The organism is Massilia genomosp. 1 (assembly GCF_011682185.1).
GTDB classification, from domain to species: domain Bacteria; phylum Pseudomonadota; class Gammaproteobacteria; order Burkholderiales; family Burkholderiaceae_D; genus Telluria_A; species Telluria_A rubra.
The window spans coordinates 1-225 of record NZ_WHJF01000694.1 but is presented as its reverse complement, the minus strand read 5'-3'; the positions used below and the strand labels follow the sequence as shown (position 1 = coordinate 225).

The following is a 225-nucleotide window of genomic DNA, read 5'->3' as shown; positions in this document are numbered from 1 at the left end:
ACGGCGGAAATCCGCAAATGCGCCGCAAGGTCTTGTCCATGGTCAGGCGCTCGACCAGCCCGACGGTGGTGGTGATGCCCAGCACCGCCTTCGCCACGAAAGCATTCGCCAGCCAGGCCCGAACATGCGGCGGTCGGCCGATCCCGTCCCAGGAATCGTCAGCGAATTCCTCGATACGCGCCCACTCCAGAACGTAGATAAGGCGCTCAAGTTTCGGCGTCAAGA

The 225-nt window shown here is 62.7% G+C and carries 1 protein-coding gene; it reads right to left on the bottom strand.

Annotated features, from left to right (window positions below):
- On the bottom strand, positions 1-225 hold a 225-nt coding region (locus F1735_RS35295), incomplete at both ends, for a transposase (RefSeq protein ID WP_167241681.1).